Below are 4,344 nucleotides of genomic sequence, written 5' to 3'. Positions count from 1 at the left end.
GTCCTCGGCCGAGGGCAGGCCGGCGGTGCCCGGCACGGGGAGGAAGCCGATCTCACCCGCCCCGCCGGAGGCGCCGCGGCGCAGCCGGCCGTCCAGGACCACGGCCGCGCCCACGCCCGCTCCGAGCCACAGCAGGACGAAGGAGTCCAGGTCGCGGGCCACGCCCAGGCGCTGCTCGGCGAGGGCGGCCAGGTTGGTCTCGTTCTCGACCATGACCACGGCGGGCAGGCTCCGCTGCAGGACGGCGACCAAGTCCCGGTGCCAGGGCGGGAGGCCGCTGGTGTCGCGGAGTTCCCCGGTGGCCGGGGCGACCAGGCCCGGGGCGCCTATGACGACGGTGTGCAGTTCGGCCGCGCCGGCTTCGCGCGCGGTGCGCAGCAGGGCGGCCACCGCGTCCTCGGGGGCACCGACGGGCAGGGCGGCTTGGGCGAGGGGTCGGCCGAGGAGGTCGGTGACGACGGCGGTGACCCGGTCGGTGCGCACGTCGAGGGCGGCCAGGTGGGCGCGGTCGGCGACGATCCCGTACAGCTTGGCGTTGGGGCCGCGGCGCTGTTCGCCGGATTCGCCGGCGACTTCGATGAGTCCGGCTTCGGTGAGCCGGTCGACGAGGTCGGCGACCGAGGGGCGGGAGAGGCCGGTCATGGTCTTGAGCTGGGTGGCCGTCAGGGGCCCGGATTCCTGGAGGAGTTGCAGGGCGAGGCGGTCGTTGATGGCCCGGGCCGTGCTGGGCGAGGCGGGGGCCGGTACCGGGGTGCGGGTGGGGGCAGGAGTCACGGCGCCCATCCTAGGGAGTCGGGCCCGTTAACTATCAGGCAGGGTCCCTGATAGTTTAATCCTCATGACCGGGGACACCGACCTCAGCCCGGCGCGCCTGCGCCATGCCCGCTACGCCATCGCCGCCGTCTTCTGCACCCACGGTGCCGTCACCGGCTCCTTCGCCACCCGTATCCCCTGGATCCAGGAGCATGCCCAGCTCAGCGCGGGCACCCTGGGGCTGGCCCTCGCCGCGCCCGCCGTGGGCGCGGCCCTGGCGATGCCGCTGGCGGGACGGATCAACCACTGGCTCGGCGCCCGCGCGGCGCTGCGGGCGCTGCTCTCGCTCTGGACCCTCTCACTGATCCTGCCGAGCCTCGCCCCGAACCTGCCCACCCTCTGCTTCGTGCTCTTCGTCTACGGCGCCACCGCCGGCATGTCGGACGTGGCGATGAACGCGCTGGGCGTGGAGACGGAGAACCGGCTGGGCCGCTCGATCATGTCCTCGCTGCACGGCATGTGGAGCGTGGGCGCCCTGCTCGGCTCGGCCGCGGGTACCGTCGCCGCGCACACCGGGGCCGACGCCCGGCTGCACCACTTGGTCGGCGGACTGGTCCTCACGGCGGGCGGGCTGTTCGCCGTACAAGGGGTACTGGACCTGAGGGCCGACCAGGAGGCGCAGGCTCCCCCGCACTTCGCGCTGCCGCCGAAGTCGGCGCTGCTGATCGGGGCCGTCGGGTTCTGCGCGGTCTTCGCCGAGGGCGCGAGCCTGGACTGGTCGGCGGTCTACCTGCGGGACGTCCTGCACACGGACGCCGGTCTGGCGGCGGCCTCCACCACCGCCTTCGCGCTGACGATGGCCGTGGCCCGGCTGGTCGGGGACCGGGTGGTGGACCGGTTCGGGGCGGTGCACACGGTCCGGGCGGGTGGGGTGGTGGCCACCCTGGGCGGTCTGCTCGTGGTCGGGGTACGGCATCCGGCGGGTGCGCTGGCCGGGTTCGGGTTGATCGGGCTGGGTATCGCGGTGGTGGTCCCGCTGGCCTTCGCGGCGGCGGGGCGCAGCGGTCCGGCCCCGGCTCAGGCCATCGCCGGTGTCGCGACGATCACGTACACCTCGGGGCTGATCGCGCCGTCGGCGATCGGCGCGGTGGCGGACGCGACCTCGCTGGTGGTGTCCTTCGGGCTGGTCACCCTGCTGGCGTTCGCGCTGATCGCGGGTGCCGCGGTACTGCGCCCGGAGGCGCCGGTGGGGCAGGCTGGGGGTGGTCTCGGCGGGGCGACGGCGAAGTCCGGTTCCAGCGACCTCGATGAACCCGCCCAAACCCGGCCGTAATATGTCGTCGGCCGCAGCGGCACGTACCCCGTGCGCTGCGGCCTCGACGTGTGAGCGGCCGGAGCGGCGGCCGTCCGGAGAAGAGGAGTGGACCATGGGCCTCGGCGTGGGCTGGACCCTGCACGGAGACGGGCGGACTCCCGCCCCCGGCGCGGTGGTCCGCCCGGAGGAGCGGCTGTCGTGGCCGCGGACCGCCGGGCTGGGCGCGCAGCACGTCGTGGCGATGTTCGGTGCGAGTTTCGTCGCTCCGGTCCTGATGGGTCTGGACCCCAACCTGGCCATCATGATGTCTGGCGTCGCGACGGTGATCTTCCTCCTCGCGACGCGCGGGCGGGTCCCGTCGTACCTGGGCTGCTCCCTTTCCTTCGTCGGCGTCGCGGCGGCCATCCGGGCCTCCGGCGGGGACAGTGCGGTGGTCACGGGCGCCGTCTTCGTCGTGGGCGTGGCGCTGTTCCTGGCAGGCCTGGTGGTCCAGCGCTTCGGGGCCCGCGTCATCCACACGGCGATGCCTCCCGTCGTGACGGGCGCGGTGGTGATGCTGATCGGCTTCAACCTGGCGCCGGTGACGGCGAGTACGTACTGGCCGCAGGACCAGTGGACGGCGCTGCTGACGATGCTGTTCACGGGGGCGGCCGTGGTCTGCCTGCGCGGTTTCTGGTCGCGCATCGCGATCTTCCTCGGTCTGCTCTTCGGGTATGCGATCTCCTGGATCTTCGACCTCGTCTTCGGGAAGATCGACTCCCCCATGGGCGGCGCCGAGTCCGTGGAGCACTGGCGCCTGGACCTCTCGGGGGTCTCCAAGGCCGACTGGATCGGGCTTCCGTCGTTCCACGCACCCGCCTTCGAGTGGTCGGCGATCCTGATCGCCCTGCCGGTGGTGATCGCGCTGATCGCGGAGAACGCCGGGCACATCAAGGCCGTCGGCGAGATGACCGGCGACCCGCTCGACGACGAGCTGGGTACGGCGATCGCTGCGGACGGCGCCGCGTCCATGCTGTCCACGGCGGTCGGCGGCCCGCCGAACACCACGTACTCCGAGAACATCGGTGTCATGGCGGCCACCCGGGTCTACTCCACGGCGGCCTACTGGGCGGCCGCGGGCTTCGCGCTGCTCTTCGGGCTGTGCCCCAAGTTCGGCGCGGTCGTCGCCGCGATCCCCGGCGGGGTGCTCGGCGGCATCACGGTCATCCTCTACGGGATGATCGGCCTGCTCGGCGCCCAGATCTGGATCAACGGCGGGGTGGACCTGCGGAATCCGCTGAACCTGGTGCCGGCCGCGGCGGGCATCATCATCGGCATCGGCGGCGTGAAGCTGCAGATCACCGACACCTTCGAGCTGGGCGGCATCGCGCTGGGCACGATCGTGGTGATCACCGGCTATCACGCGCTGCGCTTCCTCGCCCCCGCCCACCTCAAGCAGGAGCCCCTGCTCGACGCGGGCACGTCCGGCTACGACGACCTCGGGGGCGGCCAGGACAAGCCCCGTTGACGGGGTTTCGCCCGAACCGGGGAAGCGTACGGCCAAGTGCCCCGGATCCGCGTCGGCGCCTGCGACTCTGCCCCCATGGAAGCGGTGCTGGCGCGGATGCGCGCCCTGGAGGAGCGGCTCCCGCCGCAGGACGGTGTCGCCGTCTTCAACCGGGTCTACCTGACCGTGACGGAGACCCTGCACCGGCGGATCGAGTACGGCGGGTTCCCGGCACCCCGGCGGGCGGAGACGCTCAGCGTGCGGTTCGCGGAGCGGTACCTGACGGCGGTCGAGGCGGAGCGGGCCCCGGCCTGCTGGCGCCCCCTGCTGCAGTACCGCCGCCACCCCGGGATCCGTCCGCTCCAGCACGCGCTGGCCGGGATCAACGCGCACATCGGCCATGACCTGGCGCTGGCGGTGGTGGCCACGTGCGGTGAGCTCGACTGCGAGCCGCGGGCTCTGGAGGCGGACTTCGACCGGGTCGGTGACACGCTGGTCTCCCTGGAGGAGCACATCCGGGAGGACCTGATGCCGGGCCCGGACCTGCTGGAGATCGCCGACCCGCTGACCCACCTCGTCGGCTCGTGGAGCCTGGAGCGCGCCCGCGCCGGGGCCTGGTCCGCGGCCCGCCTGCTGTGGACGCTGCGCCGGGCGCCGGAACTGGCCGAGGAGTTCACCGACTCCCTCGACGCGGGCGTGGGCCTGGTCGGCCGCTGCCTGCTGACCCCGCGGGGCTGAAGCACCGCCGCCCCGGAGCCTCGCCGGCCGCCGGACGGCTTCACCGTATGAC

4 protein-coding genes are annotated in these 4,344 nt (G+C 73.3%); 3 read left to right on the top strand and 1 reads right to left on the bottom strand.

The features are described from left to right. On the bottom strand, positions 1-783 hold a 783-nt coding region (locus ACWGIU_RS30870; RefSeq protein ID WP_453711334.1), incomplete at its 3' end, for an ROK family transcriptional regulator. Positions 784-838: 55 nt separating this feature from the next. Between ACWGIU_RS30870 and ACWGIU_RS30865 the strand changes: the two genes are divergently transcribed. From ACWGIU_RS30865 to ACWGIU_RS30855, 3 genes are all read left to right on the top strand, one after another. Continuing rightward, positions 839-2,086, top strand: coding sequence for an MFS transporter (locus tag ACWGIU_RS30865; protein ID WP_453711332.1), 1,248 nt, complete (start codon positions 839-841; stop codon positions 2,084-2,086). A gap of 94 nt (positions 2,087-2,180) precedes the next feature. Then, on the top strand, positions 2,181-3,575 hold the full coding sequence (locus ACWGIU_RS30860; protein WP_453711330.1) for a uracil-xanthine permease family protein: 1,395 nt from the start codon (positions 2,181-2,183) through the stop codon (positions 3,573-3,575). Between the two features lie 75 nt (positions 3,576-3,650). After that, a complete protein-coding gene (locus ACWGIU_RS30855; RefSeq protein WP_453711328.1) occupies positions 3,651-4,292 on the top strand; it encodes a DUF5995 family protein in 642 nt (213 codons plus the stop codon). Positions 4,293-4,344 lie beyond the last annotated feature (52 nt).

It is taken from the genome of Streptomyces sp. NPDC054840, from assembly GCF_053611065.1.
Note: the sequence above shows the minus strand (reverse complement) of the source record. Positions and strands in the feature narration are given on the sequence as shown.

Coding starts and splice junctions, on each gene's coding strand:
- ACWGIU_RS30865 (WP_453711332.1), top strand. CDS start 839: ATGACCGGGGACACCGACCTCAGCCCGGCGCGCCTGCGCCATGCCCGC.
- ACWGIU_RS30860 (WP_453711330.1), top strand. CDS start 2,181: ATGGGCCTCGGCGTGGGCTGGACCCTGCACGGAGACGGGCGGACTCCC.
- ACWGIU_RS30855 (WP_453711328.1), top strand. CDS start 3,651: ATGGAAGCGGTGCTGGCGCGGATGCGCGCCCTGGAGGAGCGGCTCCCG.